Origin of the sequence: Glutamicibacter sp., assembly GCF_035257265.1 — a bacterium.
GTDB lineage: Bacteria > Actinomycetota > Actinomycetes > Actinomycetales > Micrococcaceae > Glutamicibacter.
The window spans coordinates 73,647-91,736 of record NZ_DATEXC010000032.1 but is presented as its reverse complement, the minus strand read 5'-3'; the positions used below and the strand labels follow the sequence as shown (position 1 = coordinate 91,736).

Here is an 18,090-nt window from a genome sequence, read left to right as displayed (position 1 = left end):
AGTGTAAAGTCCTAATTGCCATGATTGATTTGTCTCTCTCCGACCTGCTCGCGATCACCGGGGGTCGCGCGACAGCTACTGTCGCCCCATCCGCCGTCATCTCATCGGTTACTACCGATTCGCGTGACGTGCTTCCCGGAGCCCTTTTCGTTGCTAAACCCGGCGAATTTTCTGACGGACACGCCTTTATCGACAAGGCCCTGTCCAGCGGGGCCACATTGGCCCTAGCCGAACGTGTCACCCTCGACGAGCAAAGAGCCGAACATCCGGCAATTATTGTTGAAGACGCGGTCGAAGCTATGGGCCAGATCGCTGCGCACCTCGTTGACTATCTGAAGAAGAAAAACGACGCCGTGGTCATCGGCATAACCGGCTCGGCCGGCAAAACAACCACCAAAGACCTTTTGGCAAGTATCCTGTCCGAAGTTGCGCCCACGGTGTCCCCGATTGGCTCCTATAACGGAGAAGTCGGAGTACCACTGACCGTCTTTAGTGCCACCGAAGACACCAAGTACTTGGTGATCGAGATGGGCGCTACCGGTATTGGCCACCTGACTTACCTCACCGATATGGTCCACCCTAAGATCGGGGTGGTGCTTTGTGTAGGTACCGCACACGCCGGTGAATTTGGCGGAGTGGAAAATATTGAAAAGGCCAAGGGCGAACTTGTTGAAGCTTTAGACGCTTCCGGGACCGCACTACTAAATTTTGACGACTCGCGAGTCGCACGCATGGCGCAGCGCTCCGGGGGAGCGGTACGTTACTTCGGTACCGTCAGCAACAAACCCGAAAACGTAAGCGTCTGGGCTGAAAATGTGGTGGTCAACTCCGATGGACAGCCTGAACTGACTCTCGAATTTTCTAATGGTTACAGCCAGCGCATCACCTCAGGTCTGCTTGGACGCCATCATGTCTCGAATATCTTGGCCGCTGCAGGTGCTGCCGCTGAATTAGGCATCGACGCGGCCCTGATTGCACAGACCCTTGACGGGCTGGCTGCTGGCAGTCGCTGGCGCATGGAACGCATTGAGCGCGCCGATGGAGTCACCATCATTAACGATGCGTACAACGCGAATCCAGAGTCCATGCGTGCAGCACTTCGCACGCTGGCCGAACTCGGACTTCCTAACGAGCAAGGTGTTGCCCGGCGTACCTGGGCGGTACTAGGCGAAATGCTGGAGCTCGGCGACGAATCCCGGCACGAGCACGATGTTTTGGGCCGCATCGCGGTACGAATGAACATCAAAAAGTTGTTGGTGATTGGCTGGGGCGCAAAGCTGGCATATAACTCGGCGGTGCTCGAAGGCAGTTGGGGCGACGAAGCCTACTTCGTGGAAACCATCGAAGAAGCACGTAGCCAGCTTGCCGAGCAGCTTTTGCCCGGCGATATAGTTTTGTTCAAATCTTCAAATGGCGCCGGGTTACGACACCTAGGTGATGACATTGCAGCACTGGTGAAAGAAGGCGAAGACGCATGATCGCATTGATTCTAGGCGCAGGCATTGCCTTAGTGCTGACCATGGTGGCCATGCCGCTGTATATCCGGTTGCTGACCAAAAAGCAGTACGGACAAGTAGTGCGTGACGACGGACCAAATTCTCATGCGGTGAAGTCCGGTACCCCCACCATGGGTGGTGTGGTCTTTATCCTTGCGGTCTTTGTTGCTTACTTTCTCACCCACGGCATCCTAGGTTTGATGGGGCGTACTTCCTCCGGGATCACCGCAAGTGGTTTGCTGGTTCTGCTCTTATTCGGCGGTATGGGACTTGTCGGCTTCCTCGATGACTTCATCAAGATCGCCAAGAAGCGTTCCTTGGGGCTTCGCGCCTACCAGAAGATCATCTTGCAGGCGATTGTGGGCATCAGCTTCGCAGTTCTTGCCTTGCAGTTCCCTAACTCTCAAGGGCTGACGCCTGGCTCGACGGCGATTTCATTTTTGCGGGATCTGAAGATTGACCTGGCCTTCGCCGGGCCACTGGTGGGTCTGATTCTCTTTGTCCTTTGGGCTAACCTGATCTCCACTGCGACCACCAACGGTGTGAACCTGGCTGACGGTCTTGACGGTCTTGCCACGGGTGCTTCCATTATGGTGTTCGGCGCTTACACGCTCATCGGTATCTGGCAGCAAAACCAGGCCTGTGGCCGCGATAATGCGATGGAAGTTTGCTACACCGTGCGTGATCCGCAGGATCTAGCGCTGCTCGGTGCAACGATTTCCGGCGCCTTGATCGCTTTCCTCTGGTGGAATGCTAAACCAGCGAAGATCTTCATGGGGGATACCGGCTCGCTAGCTATCGGCGGCGCCCTCGCAGCGATGGCGATCCTCTCACGCACCCAGCTGCTGCTGGTTGTCATTGCTGGCCTGTTCGTCCTCATCGCCTTGTCGGTGATTATCCAGGTGGGTTACTTCAAACTTTCCGGTGGTAAGCGCGTCTTCAAGATGGCGCCTTTGCAACACCACTTTGAGCTCTCGGGCTGGCCCGAAGAGAATGTTGTTATTCGTTTCTGGATTCTGGCCGGTCTCTTTGTCGCAGCCGGACTGGGTCTGTTCTACTCCGAATGGGTTGTCGCACTGTGAGTGAAAAACTGGCCAATCTGACCAGCTGGGATGCAAATTGGAAAGATCTGCGCGTTGTTGTTGCGGGTCTGGGACTCTCCGGATTTTCCGCCGCCGATACACTAATTGAGCTTGGCGCCATAGTTACCGTCATTGACGGACGAGATGATGAGATCAACTCGCAGCGTGCCGAGACCCTGAAGATTGTCGGAGCGCATCAGGTGCTGCTCGGTGCGGAACATATCGATTCTTTGCCACAGATTGTCGGGGCCGCGCCGGATCTGGTGGTAGTATCGCCAGGTTGGAATCCACGCCACCCAGTATTGGCCGCCGCGGCTGAAGCCGGGATCGAAATCTGGGGCGATATTGAACTGGCCTGGCGCGTGCAGAACCGTGCAGGGCGCACCGCGCCGCAGTGGCTAGCGATCACCGGTACCAACGGTAAAACCACGACCGTAGGCATGACCGAAGCGATCTTGCAGGCCGCCGGGTTACGTGCGATCGCCGTAGGCAACGTGGGCACCCCTATTTTGGATGCGGTTCGTGAACCGGTGGACTACGACGTCTTTGTTGTTGAACTTTCGAGCTTCCAGCTGCACTACACCCACAGCATCTCTCCGTTGGCCTCTGTCGTCTTGAATATTGCCGAAGATCATGTGGATTGGCATGGTGGCTTTGAGGCCTACCAGGCTGATAAAGCCAAGATCTATGAGCGAACTCAAGTCGCCGCGATCTTTAACGTCGCAGACGCCAAGACACTTCAAATGGTTGAGAACGCGGATGTTATTGAAGGATGCCGCGCGATCGGCTTCTCCACCGACAGCCCAACGGTTTCCACCGTAGGGATCGTTGAAGGCCTATTGGTGGACCGCGCATTTATCGAAGAGCGCCGAAGCAACGCCTTGGAACTGGTGGCGCTGAGTGACATCGGCGAAATCGTTCCGAAGCACACCGCAGCCAACGCCGCCGCGGCCGCTACTTTGGCGCGCGCATACGGGGTAGAAGCGGAGGCCGTTGCCAAGGGCCTGAGCAGTTTTGATTCAGGTGCTCACCGTATTCAAGCCGTCGCGCGACGCGATGACATCTTGTGGATCAATGATTCAAAGGCCACCAACCCGCACGCAGCTAACGCTTCGCTGGCAGCTTTTAGCTCGGTGGTGTGGATTGCCGGCGGCCTGTCTAAAGGTGTGGACTACACCGAGCTGATCAAAACTCATGCTCAGCGTTTACGCGCCGTACTGCTAATTGGAACCGATAACGACTCACTGCGGGCAGCACTGGCCGAACATGCGAGTGACGTTCAGCTGGTAGACATCACCGCGCTAGGACAAGCTGCTACGGCAGTGCCTCCGAGCGGCTCGCAGGTGATGACCCAAGCAGTGCGCAAGGCAGCCGAACTCGCGCAATCCGGGGATACCGTATTGATGGCCCCGGCAGCTGCCTCGATGGACCAATTCAGTTCCTACGCCCAGCGTGGCAACGCATTTATCAGCGCTGTCAGTGATGTCATGGATGAGGGAACCGCAGGAACTAAGTAAGCTACTGGACCGGACGGGAGGCAATGATGGCAACAGCACGTGGCAAAAAAACCAGGAATAGAAAGCCTAAGTTCTCCCCGGTAGGTCGGCTCATCGGCAACATTGAATCCGGCAGTGCACGCACCGCTTCGATCGACTACATGCTGGTGTTTGTCACCTCAATTGCCTTGGCAATATTTGGTGTGCTCATGGTTCAATCCTCGGCGTCCGTTGAGGCTATTGCTCGCGGAAATGATGGCTTCACCGTGGCCTTATCCCAAGCGATGTTTGCCGGATTAGGCATTGTTGCGATGGTAGCGATGCAATTTTTCAAACCTGCAACGCTGAAAAGACTGGCCTGGCCAGCCGCACTCGTGGCGGTACTGTTATTGTTCCTGGTGGCGTTCACTCCGCTAGGCCATGAGGTTCTGGGTAACCGAAACTGGATCCGTATCACCAGCTCCATCGGCCTGCAGCCCAGTGAGTTTGCGAAGTTAGCCTTGGCAGTTTTTGCTGCATTTATGCTTGAAAAAAAGCAAAACATGCTCCATGACTACAAGCACTTATTTGTACCCATCGTCCTCCCCGTCGGCGGCGCCATTCTCTTGCTGGTGTTAGCCGGAAAAGACGTAGGCACCGCGCTGGTATTGATTTTGATCATCGCCACGGCACTGTTTCTTGGCGGACTGAAGATGAAGTGGCTGGCGCTGGCCGGCATTGTTGGCTTTGCAATGCTCGCGGTGCTGGTATTCGCGTCCTCTAACCGTCGTGCTCGTGTGCTGGCCTGGTTGAAAATTGACTGCGGTGTCGATGACAGAATCTGTTACCAGTCCAGCATGGGACTGCACGCATTCGCCTCCGGCGGTTGGTTCGGCGTCGGAGCAGGTCAATCACGACTGAAGTGGTCCTACGTTCCCGAAGCGCAAAACGACTTCATCTTCTCAATTCTTGGCGAAGAATTCGGATTTGTCGGTGTCCTCTTCGTCCTGTGCATGTTTGCACTGCTGGCCTTGGCCATGTTCCGTATCGCGATGCGCGCCAGTGATTTGTACACCAAGGTATTGATGGGTTGCATTTCCACCTGGATCATCGGACAAACATTCATCAATCTTGGTACGGTCAGTGGATTGCTGCCAGTCATTGGTGTGCCGCTGCCTTTCATTTCTTCCGGTGGTTCGGCAATGCTAGCGGTAATGCTAGCTATGGGCTTCGTGCTTTGTTCAGCACGCGCTCAAAAACTCGCTGCCCTAGCGAACTTTGCTACGGACACAAAAAAGTCGCCAAAGTAAGTTTTACGTTGATTGTGCCTAATCGCTGGTCTTGGACCCGAGGAGTATAAAAGCCATGAGTGATCCGATCCGTCTGGTCGTTGCCGGAGGCGGAACCGCCGGCCATATTTCGCCAATGCTAGCCATCGCAGACGCAGTGCGTCAGCAAGATTCACAGGCAAGCGTCGTTGCGCTGGGTTCTCCCGGTGGGCTTGAAACGAAGCTGGTTCCCGAAGCCGGTTATCGGTTAGCGCTGATCCCCAAGGCACCGATGCCACGAAGCCTCAATCTGGATCTGCTCAAGTTTCCGTTTCGGTTCCTCAAAGCAATCAATGAAGCAAAGAAGATACTCCGGGAAACCAAAGCCGAAGCGTTGCTCGGCGTCGGCGGATATGTCTGCACCCCGGCTTATCTAGCGGCTAAAAAGCTTGGTATTCCAACTTTTGTTCACGAGGCCAATTCTGTTGCAGGCATGGCCAATAAGCTGGGTGCAAAACACGCGGTGGGTGTCGGAACTACATTCGCTAACACCGGATTACCAGACGCACGCCAGGTTGGAATGCCGATGCGATCTAACGTTGCGCTGATGGATCGGGCCGCGATTCGCGACGAGGCTCGGGCGTACTTTGGCCTCACCGATCAGTCGCCGGTGCTGGTGATCACCGGTGGGTCTTCCGGCGCACAGAGCATTAACGAGACTATTGTTGCTTCGCTTGACCAGCTCGACGCTGCAGGAGTGCACGTAGTGCATATCACCGGCCGCGGTAAGCAAATCACTGATGCGCAAGGAAACGAACTGGAACATGCCGGTTATACGCAACGCGAGTATGTGGACCGAATGGAGTTCGCTTACGCCGCGGCAGACCTGATGATCTGCCGTTCCGGCGCGGGCACCGTGTGTGAGCTGGCGGTGGCGGGAACCGCGTCGGTTCTCGTTCCATTGCCAATTGGCAACGGTGAACAGAAACTTAATGCGAGCGAGCTGGTTGCAGCCGGAGGCGCATTACTTGTTTCAAACTCGGACTTTACTCCCGGCTATGTCACCGGCACGGTCCTGAACTTGATCACCGATCAGCATAAACTTGAACAGATGTCGCAAGCTGCTGCTTCGCTGGGACAACGAGACGCTGCCGAACAAATGGCAGCAATGATTATCGACGAAGTTTCATCCCGACGTTCCACGTCGGGTCAGAAAGGCTAAATTATGGCACAGCAGCCAGACAACCACATCGCCGAATTAGGCAAAGTGCATCTGATGGGCGTTGGCGGCGTCGGCGTCTCAGCCGTAGCCCGACTCCTCCTGGACTATGGGGTAGCAGTCTCTGGCTCAGACGCCAAGGATCTGCCAGTCCTTGAAGGCCTACGCGAGCGTGGCGCCCGGATCCATATCGGTTACGACCCACAAAACTTGGGTGATGCGGATACCGTAGTCATCTCCTCGATCATCAAACCTGGCAATGCGGAATACGATGAAGCATTGCGCCGTGGACTGAAGATCATGCACCGTTCCGAGGGACTCGAAGCGACTATGCGCGGACACCAGCAAGTTGTGACTATCGCCGGTACCCACGGAAAAACCACGACTACCTCGTTGACCGCTCATATGCTCAAAACCGCATCGGCTGCGCCATCCTTCGCGGTGGGAGCAAACATTCCAAGCCTAGGTACGAATGCGGAATTGGGCCGTGGAGAGATCTTCGTGGCGGAAGCAGACGAGTCCGATGCCTCGTTCTTAAACTATCGACCGGATGTCATCGTCGTCACCAATATTGAGGCAGACCATCTGGATCATTACGGCACAGCCGAAGCAGTCCACCAGGCTTTCGTAGAATTTGCCCGTTTGCTGCCCGAAGACGGTCTGCTGATCTGTTGTGCCGATGACCAAGGCGCAAATGATCTTGCGCGGAAGATGCGTCAGGAACGACCCGAGTTGCGGATCCAGACCTACGGTTTTGCGGATCACGCAGATCGCCGGCTAAGTAACGCTCGGGCTCTGGAGGATGGGCGATTCGAGGCCACCATTGAGTGGGGTAGCGGCCAGAGCCAGACACTGAACCTCGCGGTGCCCGGCGAGCACAATTTGCTCAACGCCGCAGCGGCACTAGCCGTAGGCATGGACGCGGGCTTGGAGATTGACGAAGCCTTAGCGGCGCTGGGAAGCTTTGCTGGGGCCGCTCGCCGCTTTGAATTCAAAGGCGCGGGCAATGGCGTTCGCGTCTATGACGATTACGCACACCACCCCACCGAGGTTGATGCCGCGTTGAAGGCCGGCCGAGCGGTGGCAGGCAACGGAAAGTTGCATGTCATCTTCCAGCCTCATCTCTTTAGCCGGACCCAGGAATTCTACCGGCAGTTTGCCCGGGCCCTGTCTTTGGCAGATAGCGTGAGGGTGTTAGAAATTTATCCTGCCCGCGAGGAGCCGATCCCTGGCGTTACCAGCGAGCTCATTGCCCAGCGCATTGAAGTACCTAGCGAGGTTCTTACTCCGCTAGCTGCAGTAGCCCACGCGGTGGAGCATGCCGAACCTGGCGACGTGGTGATGACCATCGGCGCCGGTGATGTGACCGACCTAGGCGAGCAAATAGTTGCCGCATTGTCCTTCGACTAAATCTGGAGGTTGATGTGATGGAAAATTCCAAGGTAGTCGAGCTCCCGGCAAGTCCGGAGAAAAAGCGCCGCAAGCTACTGCTAATTATTGCCGCGAGCATTGTGGCTTTGAGTATTACCGCTGTGCTGGTGCTGAGCTTTTCTCCGTTGCTTGCGGCGAAAAAAATCGAAGTGACCGGCAGCAAATTGGTCAGCGAGAAAAATCTACTTGAAGCATTGGCACCGTTGCAAGGGGTCCCGCTGCCACGAATCTCAGAGTCGCGCGTAGCGGAATTGATCGGTGAAGAACCGGCCGTGGATGAAATCGTCGTCCGGGCAAAGATGCCAGATACTCTCGTAGTCGAGGTCGTTGAAGCTGAACCTGTTGCGATCTTAGTGGACGGCAAGAACTCATTTATTGTGTCCTCGTCCGGAGAGAAGCTGAAGAAGGTTGGCGAGAAAGATAAAACCAAGCTTCCTCGCGTCAAAGCGTCAGATGAAACGAAAGATCCCGAGAAATTTCAACTGCTGACGGGAATTTTGAGTACCGTGGAGCCAAAGGTGCTCGAACAGGTGTCAACGGCGACCCTCACGCAGGCTGGCTTCATGGAACTAGCATTGCCGAACAAGCGGACTCTGATCTGGGGAGACGGAGATAAAGCCGCGCTTAAAAACGAAGTGGCTAATATTTTCTTGAAACAGCTCAAAGAAAATAAGGTCAAGGCTAAGGTCATCGACGTAACCAACCCAGAAAACCCGGTGACGTATTAAGTCGTTCGCCACGGGCGAGGGATGAACATTCTCAAGGGAAATTCTGGAAAGATAGGTTTCAATAGACGACACGCCCCAGCGGTCGTTGCAGAAAGCCAACATGGCTCATAGCGTTCTTAATAGCGATAGCTTGACAGAATCTTAACCTTAAGGTTAAGGGTCAAGGTTTTACGCATGAATCGTGAAATATGTAGCACATCTAACAAGGGAAGCGGGACGTGGCAGCTCCACAGAATTACCTCGCGGTCATTAAAGTCGTCGGAATCGGCGGTGGCGGTGTAAACGCAGTCAATCGAATGATCGAAGTCGGTCTCAAGGGCGTTGAGTTCATCGCCATCAATACCGATGCGCAGGCTCTACTCATGAGTGATGCCGACGTAAAGCTAGACGTGGGACGCGAACTTACGCGTGGCCTCGGCGCTGGTGCTAACCCTGATGTGGGACGCCAGGCAGCCGAAGATCACGTAGAAGAGATCGAAGACGTCCTACGCGGCGCCGATATGGTCTTCGTGACCGCCGGCGAAGGTGGCGGCACCGGTACCGGCGGCGCACCTGTCGTGGCACGTATCGCCCGCGGACTGGGTGCACTGACCATCGGTGTGGTAACCCGTCCATTCACCTTCGAAGGTCGTCGTCGTGCGAACTCTGCCGAAAACGGCATTGAAGCATTGCGCGATGAGGTCGACACGCTGATCGTTATTCCTAACGATCGTCTGCTGTCCATTTCTGACCGTAACGTGTCGGTGCTCGACGCATTCCGTCAGGCAGACCAGGTCTTGCTTTCCGGCGTCCAGGGCATCACCGACCTGATCACCACCTCAGGATTGATCAACCTCGACTTCGCGGACGTCAAGTCCGTGATGCAGGGTGCTGGTTCGGCACTGATGGGTATCGGCTCGGCCCGAGGCGAAGATCGTGCGGTTAAGGCCGCCGAACTAGCAATCGCTTCGCCACTGCTGGAAGCTTCCATCGATGGCGCGCACGGCGTGCTCCTTTCCATCCAGGGCGGTTCGGATCTCGGCTTGTTCGAGATCAACGAGGCTGCTCGACTGGTGCAGGAAGTCGCACACCCAGAGGCAAACATCATCTTCGGTGCCGTCATTGACGATGCCTTGGGCGACGAAGCGCGTGTCACCGTGATTGCAGCAGGATTTGACGAGCCAGATGTCACCAGCAAGCCAATGGCTCCGTTGGCCTCCAAGCCAGCAGCAAGCCGTCCAGCGCAAGAGCAGCCCGTTCCACAGGCTGCACCGGCAGAAGCGGCGCCAGCGCCGGAAGCGAAGCCGGTTGCTGCAGAGCAGAACAACTCCTTCCAGGATCTTCCAGATGTCGTCGATTCAGACCTTAACGGTTCGAACGACGATCTGGACGTTCCTGACTTCCTGAAGTAAATCAGCGATTAGCTGAGCAGTGCTACATTTCGCGTCGAACCTCGATTCGAGTATCCACCTGGCGTTTACTACACAAGCCGAGGGAAACCTCGCCTTGCATGTGAACGATGATCCCTCCCTCGTGGGGGAGCATCGGGCCAGATTGGAAGACTCGATCGGGGTTCGTCGTTTTTCCTTGCACTTCATGAACCAGATTCATTCCACCGAGGTGGTGCACATAGCTCCGCAGCGGCGCACCTCGTGGACAGAACCGGAAGCGCCAACCTGCGACGCACTGGTGGACCCCACCGGACGCGAAGCGCTGGCGGTGATGGTTGCAGATTGTCTGCCGGTACTGTTCGTCGCTAAAGATGCCGCCAGACAGAAGACGTTCACCGCAGCGGCTCATGCGGGCCGGCGCGGGTTGCTGGACGGAATATTGACTCGGACGGTGGGTGAGCTTCAAGCATTGGGAGCCGAGCACATCGAGGCCGTTATTGGCCCGGCAATTTGCGGCCGATGCTACGAGGTCCCTGAATCGATGGCAGCCGAATCTGAGCAGTCTCGTCCCGGAATACGAAGCAACACTAGCTGGGGTACTCCGGCTCTCGATTTGCAGGCCTCCGCGCACAAGGAATTGTCAGACCTCGGAGTAAATGTGCAGCAAAGTGGTGTCTGCACCTTAGAAGATGAGAGATTCTTCTCCTACCGAAGAAGTTCCCGGTCGGGCCGACTGGCCGGGCTGATTTGGCCGAAAACATAGGCCTGCGCGACACACCGCGCAAAAATATCGAATGAGCAATGCCAGCCGTTTGGCGTGCGGTAGCGTCAGAGTAGCGGATTCATGCACCTGGGGTTGCATGCACGGGACAACTGAGGAGAAAAAACGTGGCTGACGGACTACGCAAGGCAATGGTCTATCTCGGCTTGGCGGATGCCGTTGAGCAGAGTGAGGTCGAAACGGACAACTCAGAACCGAGGACCCAGGTACGGGCCGTCGAAGATGTTGCAACGCAACGTCCAGTCGAGGCCCCGCGCCCGCAGCCGGTTGTAAAGTCGGTTGCACCGCATTCAGTAGCCAAAGAACCAGAGAACGAATACCGTGCTCCGGTCACACCCATTAAGCGTGCCCCTTCAGTACGGGATGAGGATTCCGAATTGCGTCAAATTACTACCGTGCACCCACGTTCTTACAACGATGCCAAGATCATCGGTGAGAACTTCCGTGACGGAATCCCGGTGATCATGAATGTCACCGATATGGGAGAAACCGATGCCAAGCGGTTAGTCGATTTTTCGGCTGGCCTGGTTTTCGCACTCCACGGCTCGATTGAACGAGTAACCAACAAGGTTTTCTTGCTGTCCCCAGCCACTGTTGAAGTACTGGGAGAAGACCGCAAGCAGTCTGAAGCCCAGGCGACCTTCTTTAACCAGAGCTAAGTTGCCAGGAGCGAGCGCGTAAAAATGGTGTTCGGGATAATTTATCTCTTGTTAGCTGTCCTGCAAATTCTGCTGATAATGCGAATTGTGTTGGACATAACTGAAAGTTTCGCTCGGCACTGGCGTCCTAAAGGGATTGCTCTGCTCGCTGCGACAACAATCGTCACGATAACGGATCCTCCACTTCGGTGGCTGCGTAGCAAGATCAAACCTCTGGATATCGGTGGAATCCGGCTTGACTTGTCATTTTTGATCCTGTTTATCGTTGTAATGATTGTCAAATCGATCGTAAGTGGCGTAGGTTACAACATAGGGAACTGATTAGGGATTTCGTAGAAGAATGCGAGGTTCTAAAGAGGTCCTGAAGAGCAAAAAACAATAAAATTGAGTTGAACCGGCAGTTCGGTTTCGTAATTAGTGTCCGAATCGTTATATCCTTTAGGAAATGGTGCTCCGACTTCACCGGTCGCGACACTGAATGAACGGTAAGTGTTTCGCAAGGCAGCAACTGTCGGGCGGAAATGATCCCAGTATTGAGGTGACCCAATGGCTTTGACGCCAGAAGACGTAGTCAATAAGCGGTTTCAGCCGACCAAGTTCCGAGAAGGCTACGACCAAGACGAGGTAGATGACTTCCTCGACGAGATCGTTGTGGAATTACGTCGCCTGACCGGTGAGAACGAAGAGTTGCGCCGCCGCTTGGCAGGGCAGGGTGGAGACACAAACGTCTCGGCCAAGGAACAGTCAGTTCCTGCTCCAGTTGCCGCCGCTCCAGCTGCTAAGCCAGCTGAAGAAAAGAAGGTCGAAACCAAGACCGAAGAGCCTAAGAAGGTCGAGACTCCAGTTGCTGCTCCAGCCGCTGAGGTCAAGAAGACCGAAGCTCAGGTTGCTGCAGCTAAGGTCGAGGACAAGAAGGACGCGGCTCCTGGAGCCAACGCTGTTCCTGCTGCTGCCCCTCGCACCGAGTCCGCAGAATCCGCAGCTAACGTGCTTGCCATGGCACAGCGTCTGCACGATGAATACGTCGCCTCCGGTGTTGAGCAGCGCGACAAGATTATCTCGGAAGCTAAAACCGAGGCAAACTCGCTGGTTACCACCGCAGAAGAGAAGAGCCGCAAGACTCTCTCTGCACTGGAGCAGCAGAAGTCGGTACTTGAGCGCAAGCTTGAGCAGCTTCGCGGCTTCGAGCGTGACTACCGTGCACGTCTGAAGACTTACATCGAAGGACAGCTCCGTGACCTTGAGTCGCAGGGATCCATTGATAACGCAGGGAAGACCAACTAATCCTTACCGGGTTTGATGGCTTGAACTAAATATCAGTACAATTAACGGTGGTGCTCGGATTGATCCGGCACCACCGTTGTTGTTTAAAGGGAATTAATGGGTAACAGTGTGAGTGCTTCACCATCTAGGAATACTGCCGCGGCTAAGCGCTTCGCAGGTCTTGGCCTGATCATCGCCTTAGTCGCGCTACTTCTGGATCAAGCCGTCAAGATTCTCGTTGAGAGAACAATGAAACTCGGCGAATCAATTCAAGTGATTCCGAATTTCTTGGATATCCACTACATTCTCAACCCTGGCGCAGCCTTTTCCATCGGCGAAGATTTCACGATCATATTCGCCATTTTGCAGGCTGCGGTAGCCGTATACGTGATTTATCTGCTGATACGTAAAGTGGGCACACGCGGCTGGGCGATCGTCTTAGGTTCATTGCTTGGGGGAGTACTAGGCAATTTGACCGACCGGTTGTTCCGCGAACCAGCCTTTGGCTTCGGTCACGTTGTCGACATGTTCTCAGTCCAGCACTTCGCAATTTTCAACGTCGCAGACTCATTTATCGTTTGTTCGATGATCGTGGTGGCGCTGATGCTGATACGCGGACGCAACCTCGATGGAACCATCGGTGATCCACCCAAGAACAACAAGGCTGACGCTGACGATGAGAAGACGGAGCCCACTGCATGAGCACTACTGAGGGAACTCAGATCCATGATCTCCTCGTGGCTGAAGAGGATGCCGGTCAACGGCTGGATTCGTATCTTGCCAAGGCGTTGGAGATCCCTAGAATTTTGGCGAAGACGCTGTTCAAAGACTCCATGGTTGAAGTTAATGGACGCGTGGTGACCAAGCCGCTGAAGGTTCGAGCCGGCGATGCGTTGCATGTGAGTATTCCACCGCAGTCCGACCCACTAGAAATTAGAGTAATTGCCGTGGAAGATTTGAAGATCATTGCCGACGAAGACGACTACGTTGTCATCGATAAGCCGGTCGGTGTCGCCGCGCATCCTTCGCCTGGATGGGTCGGGCCTACCGTCGTGGGTGCACTCATGGCTGAAGGCTACAATATCTCGACCTCCGGCGCTGCCGAGCGTCAGGGCATTGTTCACCGCCTCGATGTGGGAACCAGCGGTCTCATGGTGGTAGCCAAATCAGAACGTGCCTATACGGGGTTGAAGCGCGCCTTCAAGGAACGGACCCCCAAAAAGATTTACCATGCGGTAGTTCAAGGACTGCCTGATCCTCTTGAAGGCACCATTGATGCACCGATCGGCCGGCACCCAGGCCATGACTGGAAATTCGCGGTCCTCGAAGGTGGACGCGACTCCATCACGCACTACGAGATGCTCGAAGCCTTTGGCCGAGCAAGTTTGGTAGAAGTGCATCTGGAAACCGGGCGCACCCATCAGATTCGTGTGCACTTCTCCGCCTTTGGACACCCTTGTGTGGGTGACCAGACCTATGGGGCAGATCCGAACCTCGGTGCCGCATTAGGGTTGACGCGCCAGTGGCTGCACGCCAAACGATTGGGATTTAGCCACCCCGTCACCGGAGATTGGGTTGAATATGAAAGCGAATACCCTCATGACCTCGCCGGTGCGCTAGAACTGTTGCGCGAAGGTAGCTACTAGTCTATTGGCCCACCGGCTATGAGAGCTCCCACAGCCGGTGGCAGGTGGACGATATTCGTGGCGTAAATCGTTAGACTGGTTCAGTGAGCGCGACACGTGACGGTTTTGTCCATCTGCATACCCATACCGAATACTCCATGTTGGACGGGGCGGCCCGGCTTTCGGAGCTTTTTGAAGAAGCTAACCGACAAGGCATGGAAGCCATGGCGATTACCGACCATGGATACCTTTTTGGTGCCTTCGACTTCTGGAAGAGGGCTACCGACGCCGGAGTAAAACCAATCATCGGCGTAGAAGCCTATGTAACTCCTGGCACGGCGAGAAACGATAAGACTCGTGTGAAGTGGCGCACCGACGAATCTCAAAAGGGTGACGATGTCTCCGGTGGTGGCCTGTATAACCATATGACCTTGCTGTCTTACAACAACAAGGGCATGGATAACCTCTTTAAAGGATCCTCCCGAGCATCTCTAGACTCAGTTTTTGGCAAATACCCGCGCTGGGACCGGGAACTGCTCAACGAACACTCCGAAGGCCTGATCGCCACCACCGGTTGTCCCTCAGGTGAAGTCCAAACCAAGCTACGTCTAGGCCAGTACGATGCGGCCAAGGCAGCGGCAGCCGAACTTCAAGACTTATTCGGAAAAGAAAATTATTTCTGCGAGATCATGGACCACGGTCTAGAGATTGAACGTAGAATCACCAAGGATCTTCTGCGCCTGGCCCGAGAACTAGACATTCCGCTCGTTGCCACCAACGATCTTCACTACACCCATGAAGCCGATTCGAAGGCCCATGAGGCGCTACTGGCCATCAACTCCGGTTCCACCCTCGACGAACCGACCTACGACCAGGGCGGCAGCCGTTTCGCATTCTCTGGCTCCGGCTATTACCTCAAGAGTGCACGCGAAATGCGCGAGTTGTTCAAAGAACACCCGGAAGCGTGTGACAACACCCTTGAAATCGCTGACCGTGTTGATCTTTCTTTCGACACCAACGCGAACTACATGCCCAAGTTCCCTTGCCCGCCGGGAGAAGATGAAACCAGCTGGCTCATTAAAGAAGTCGATAAGGGACTGCACTACAGGTACCCCGATGGCGTCCCTGAAGACTCACGTAGACAGGCCGACTACGAGCTTGATGTCATCATCAACATGGGATTCCCCGGCTACTTCCTAGTCGTCGCCGACTTTATTAACTGGTCAAAGAGCAATGGCATCCGAGTCGGTCCAGGACGTGGTTCCGGTGCCGGTTCCATGGTTGCCTACGCGATGCGTATTACCGACCTGGATCCTTTGGTGCACGGGTTGATCTTTGAGCGTTTCCTGAACCCGGAACGTGTGTCCATGCCCGACTTCGACGTGGACTTCGATGATAGGCGCCGCTCGGAAGTCATCAAATATGTGACCGAAAAGTATGGCGACGAACGCGTTTCTATGATTGTCACCTATGGTTCCATCAAGACCAAGCAGGCCTTGAAGGATTCCTCGCGTGTGCTGGGCTACCCATTTAGCATGGGTGAGACCTTGACCAAGGCACTGCCACCGGCAGTGATGGCCAAAGATATCCCGCTGAACGATATTGATAACCCAGATTCAAAGCGTTATTCAGAGGCCGGAGATTTCCGTAATCTGGTGGCCAACGACCCAGAAGCCGCGCGGGTTTTCGAAACGGCCAAGGGCATTGAAGGGCTGAAGCGTCAGTGGGGCGTTCACGCCGCCGGCGTGATCATGAGCTCGGATCCGATCATCGACGTCATCCCGATCATGCGTCGTATCCAAGACGGCCAGGTTATTACCCAGTTTGATTACCCTACCTGTGAAGGTTTGGGTTTGATCAAGATGGACTTCTTGGGGTTGCGCAACCTCACCATCATTTCCGATGCGTTAGAAAACATCACGTATAACACGGGCGATGAACTAGACCTCGAGGTACTGACGCTCGAAGACACCGAAGCCTATAACCTGCTGGCACGTGGTGACACCCTTGGTGTGTTCCAGCTCGATGGTGGCCCAATGCGCTCACTGCTGAAAATGATGCGCCCGGATAACTTCGAAGATATCTCCGCTGTGATCGCCTTGTACCGGCCGGGCCCCATGGGCGCTAACTCGCATACCAACTATGCGCTGCGTAAAACCGGGTTGCAGGAAGTCACCCCGATCCACCCAGAACTTGAAGAACCACTAGCCGACATTCTCGGCGGTACCTACGGCCTGATTGTGTATCAGGAGCAGGTTATGGCGATCGCGCAGAAGCTGGCTGGCTACTCGCTGGGCCAAGCAGATATTCTGCGCCGTGCCATGGGTAAAAAGAAGAAGTCAGAACTGGATAAGCAGTTCGCCGGCTTCAAACAGGGTATGAACGACAATGGTTATTCAGACGCAGCGGTGAAAACCCTGTGGGATATTCTGCTGCCGTTCTCCGACTACGCGTTCAACAAAGCCCACTCAGCTGCTTACGGGGTGGTGTCCTACTGGACCGCATACCTTAAGGCGCACTACCCGGCCGAATACATGGCCGCATTGCTCACCTCGGTGGGCGATGACAAGGACAAGCTTGCGCTGTACCTGAACGAATGCCGGCACATCGGCATCACCGTGCTTCCCCCGGATGTTAATGAATCAGCGCTGAACTTCACCCCTGTGGGTAAAGACATCCGCTTCGGCATGGGCGCTATCCGTAACGTCGGTGCTAACGCGGTGGCCGGCATGGTTGAAGCGCGCACCGAAAAGGGCGCGTACCGGGACTTCAGCGACTTCTTGAGCAAAGTCCCTGCAGTGGTATGTAACAAGCGCACTATTGAATCCTTAATCAAGGCCGGTGCCTTCGACTCCTTGAAGCACCCGCGCCGTGCCCTGGTGGCCATTCACGAAGAAGCCGTCGACTCGGTCATTCAGCTTAAGCGTAACGAAGCTGCGAACCAGTTTGATCTGTTCAGCGCGCTGGACACCTCCGAAGTTTCAGATGCGATGACGGTAGCAATCCCTGATCTTCCCGACTGGGAGAAAAAGGAAAAGCTTGCCTATGAACGGGATATGCTCGGTCTCTACGTCTCGGACCACCCGCTCCAAGGTTTGGGCTCCGCTCTTGACCAGTACGCGGATATGCCGGTGACGAGCGTGTTATCCGATGAAGGACCAGCCGACGGGCATGTTATTTCGATAGCCGGCATGATCAGCGGTCTGCAGCGGCGTATTGCCAAAAAATCTGGCAACCCCTACGCACGCAGCGAAATTGAGGACCTTTCCGGTTCCATGGAAGTGATGTTCTTCGGTCAGGCCTACCAGCCAATCGCCGAGATTCTCGCCGATGACTTGATTGTCGTGATCAAGGGACGGGTACAGCGCCGCGACGATGGATCGATCACACTTAACGCCCAAGAGATGATGATCCCCGAGCTTTCTGATACCTCAGGAACCGGACCGGTGGTTATTGGTATACCAACGCATAAAGCCACCGAGACGCTGATCCAGAAACTCGGAGATGTGCTTCGCACCCATAGTGGAAACACCGAGGTGCGGGTAAAGCTCAGCGGAAGCCGTGGCACCTCGTTGATGCGGCTAGGCATGAATTTCAGGGTCAATCCGAACCCGGCCCTTTTCGGAGATTTGAAGGTACTGCTCGGCCCGGCCTGTCTGGACGTGTAGCAATCGCACGACGTATGACCGGATG

General features: G+C 55.2%; 15 protein-coding genes. All 15 read left to right on the top strand.

Going from position 1 to position 18,090, the window contains the following annotated elements; all coding sequences use genetic code 11:
- Window positions 1–20: 20 nt before the first annotated feature.
- Window positions 21–1,478, top strand: coding sequence for a UDP-N-acetylmuramoyl-tripeptide--D-alanyl-D-alanine ligase (locus VJ369_RS08035; protein WP_324091562.1), 1,458 nt, complete (start codon window positions 21–23; stop codon window positions 1,476–1,478).
- Window positions 1,475–2,578, top strand: a complete 1,104-nt coding sequence (mraY, locus tag VJ369_RS08030; RefSeq protein WP_324091561.1) for a phospho-N-acetylmuramoyl-pentapeptide-transferase — start codon at window positions 1,475–1,477, stop codon at window positions 2,576–2,578. Before VJ369_RS08035 ends, mraY begins: the two co-directional genes overlap by 4 nt.
- The gene (gene murD, locus VJ369_RS08025; RefSeq protein WP_324091560.1) at window positions 2,560–4,095 is read left to right on the top strand and encodes a UDP-N-acetylmuramoyl-L-alanine--D-glutamate ligase; all 1,536 of its coding nucleotides are present in this window, start codon (window positions 2,560–2,562) and stop codon (window positions 4,093–4,095) included. The genes mraY and murD overlap by 19 nt, the downstream gene beginning before the upstream one ends.
- Window positions 4,096–4,121: 26 nt before the next feature.
- Entirely contained in the window at window positions 4,122–5,363 is a 1,242-nt protein-coding gene (locus VJ369_RS08020; RefSeq protein ID WP_324091559.1) for a putative peptidoglycan glycosyltransferase FtsW, read from the top strand.
- Window positions 5,364–5,418: 55 nt separating this feature from the next.
- The gene (gene murG / locus VJ369_RS08015) at window positions 5,419–6,543 is read left to right on the top strand and encodes an undecaprenyldiphospho-muramoylpentapeptide beta-N-acetylglucosaminyltransferase (RefSeq protein ID WP_324091558.1); all 1,125 of its coding nucleotides are present in this window, start codon (window positions 5,419–5,421) and stop codon (window positions 6,541–6,543) included.
- Window positions 6,544–6,546: 3 nt separating this feature from the next.
- On the top strand, window positions 6,547–7,950 hold the full coding sequence (gene murC / locus VJ369_RS08010; RefSeq protein ID WP_324091557.1) for a UDP-N-acetylmuramate--L-alanine ligase: 1,404 nt from the start codon (window positions 6,547–6,549) through the stop codon (window positions 7,948–7,950).
- Between the two features lie 17 nt (window positions 7,951–7,967).
- Window positions 7,968–8,699 (top strand): cell division protein FtsQ/DivIB, encoded by a 732-nt coding sequence (locus VJ369_RS08005; RefSeq protein WP_324091556.1) that lies wholly within the window; start codon window positions 7,968–7,970, stop codon window positions 8,697–8,699.
- Window positions 8,700–8,917: 218 nt separating this feature from the next.
- Entirely contained in the window at window positions 8,918–10,090 is a 1,173-nt protein-coding gene (gene ftsZ / locus VJ369_RS08000; protein ID WP_324091555.1) for a cell division protein FtsZ, read from the top strand.
- A gap of 19 nt (window positions 10,091–10,109) precedes the next feature.
- Complete coding sequence (locus VJ369_RS07995) at window positions 10,110–10,832, top strand: polyphenol oxidase family protein (protein ID WP_324091554.1); 723 nt, start codon at window positions 10,110–10,112, stop codon at window positions 10,830–10,832.
- Between the two features lie 125 nt (window positions 10,833–10,957).
- Entirely contained in the window at window positions 10,958–11,509 is a 552-nt protein-coding gene (locus VJ369_RS07990) for a cell division protein SepF (RefSeq protein ID WP_324091553.1), read from the top strand.
- A 24-nt stretch (window positions 11,510–11,533) separates the two neighbouring features.
- The gene (locus VJ369_RS07985) at window positions 11,534–11,830 is read left to right on the top strand and encodes a YggT family protein (protein ID WP_324091552.1); all 297 of its coding nucleotides are present in this window, start codon (window positions 11,534–11,536) and stop codon (window positions 11,828–11,830) included.
- Window positions 11,831–12,055: 225 nt separating this feature from the next.
- Window positions 12,056–12,793: a DivIVA domain-containing protein gene (locus tag VJ369_RS07980; protein ID WP_324091551.1), complete on the top strand. Its 738-nt coding sequence runs from the start codon at window positions 12,056–12,058 to the stop codon at window positions 12,791–12,793.
- 108 nt (window positions 12,794–12,901) lie between these two features.
- Entirely contained in the window at window positions 12,902–13,474 is a 573-nt protein-coding gene (gene lspA / locus VJ369_RS07975) for a signal peptidase II (RefSeq protein WP_324091550.1), read from the top strand.
- Window positions 13,471–14,418, top strand: coding sequence for an RluA family pseudouridine synthase (locus VJ369_RS07970; RefSeq protein WP_324091549.1), 948 nt, complete (start codon window positions 13,471–13,473; stop codon window positions 14,416–14,418). Before lspA ends, VJ369_RS07970 begins: the two co-directional genes overlap by 4 nt.
- An 83-nt stretch (window positions 14,419–14,501) precedes the next feature.
- Complete coding sequence (gene dnaE / locus VJ369_RS07965) at window positions 14,502–18,065, top strand: DNA polymerase III subunit alpha (protein ID WP_324091548.1); 3,564 nt, start codon at window positions 14,502–14,504, stop codon at window positions 18,063–18,065.
- Window positions 18,066–18,090: the final 25 nt, after the last annotated feature.

Bases quoted from the DNA above. Each gene is read 5' to 3' on its own strand.
- VJ369_RS08035 (WP_324091562.1), top strand. From the start codon at position 21: ATGATTGATTTGTCTCTCTCCGACCTGCTCGCGATCACCGGGGGTCGC.
- mraY (WP_324091561.1), top strand. From the start codon at position 1,475: ATGATCGCATTGATTCTAGGCGCAGGCATTGCCTTAGTGCTGACCATG.
- murD (WP_324091560.1), top strand. From the start codon at position 2,560: ATGGGTTGTCGCACTGTGAGTGAAAAACTGGCCAATCTGACCAGCTGG.
- VJ369_RS08020 (WP_324091559.1), top strand. From the start codon at position 4,122: ATGGCAACAGCACGTGGCAAAAAAACCAGGAATAGAAAGCCTAAGTTC.
- murG (WP_324091558.1), top strand. From the start codon at position 5,419: ATGAGTGATCCGATCCGTCTGGTCGTTGCCGGAGGCGGAACCGCCGGC.
- murC (WP_324091557.1), top strand. From the start codon at position 6,547: ATGGCACAGCAGCCAGACAACCACATCGCCGAATTAGGCAAAGTGCAT.
- VJ369_RS08005 (WP_324091556.1), top strand. From the start codon at position 7,968: ATGGAAAATTCCAAGGTAGTCGAGCTCCCGGCAAGTCCGGAGAAAAAG.
- VJ369_RS07985 (WP_324091552.1), top strand. From the start codon at position 11,534: ATGGTGTTCGGGATAATTTATCTCTTGTTAGCTGTCCTGCAAATTCTG.
- VJ369_RS07980 (WP_324091551.1), top strand. From the start codon at position 12,056: ATGGCTTTGACGCCAGAAGACGTAGTCAATAAGCGGTTTCAGCCGACC.
- VJ369_RS07970 (WP_324091549.1), top strand. From the start codon at position 13,471: ATGAGCACTACTGAGGGAACTCAGATCCATGATCTCCTCGTGGCTGAA.